1 protein-coding gene is annotated in these 422 nt (G+C 63.0%); it reads left to right on the forward strand.

Features of this window, described 5'->3' with window-relative positions; genetic code table 11:
• Positions 1-341 (forward strand): pilin (locus FJV41_RS50845; RefSeq protein WP_141649649.1); only part of this gene is annotated, 341 nt, incomplete at its 5' end.
• Between the last annotated feature and the right edge of the window lie 81 nt (positions 342-422).

The raw sequence follows: 422 nt of genomic DNA on the forward strand, positions 1-422 counted from the left end.
ATCAGGACTACGTCGTTCGTTCGCAGGCGGCTTCCGCCCTGGCTGAGATTACCCCCGGCAAGGTCGGCTTCGAACAGGCGACCAACGAAGGCAAGACTCCGTCGACCACCGCAACCGATGCGGGCTTCATCGGCGTTGCTGCCAGCACCTCCTACTGCAATGTGGCCGTGACTGCCACGACCATTGCCTGCACCACTAAGAACGGCAACGCTACCAAGTTCAACAGCAAGAACATTACGTGGACCCGCGACGCCAACAGCGGCCTGTGGTCCTGCTCCACCAGCCTCGACGCGAAGTATCGTCCGGGCCAGTGTGGTGCCGCCGCCGCTCCGGCGCCGTAATCGGTTGCAGCGCTGACTGAGACAACAAGGGCCCCGCACTGCGGGGCTCTTGCTTTGTAGGGGTAGCCGTTAGGGGGGATG

Origin of the sequence: Myxococcus llanfairpwllgwyngyllgogerychwyrndrobwllllantysiliogogogochensis (assembly GCF_006636215.1) — a bacterium.
Taxonomy (GTDB): domain Bacteria; phylum Myxococcota; class Myxococcia; order Myxococcales; family Myxococcaceae; genus Myxococcus; species Myxococcus llanfairpwllgwyngyllgogerychwyrndrobwllllantysiliogogogochensis.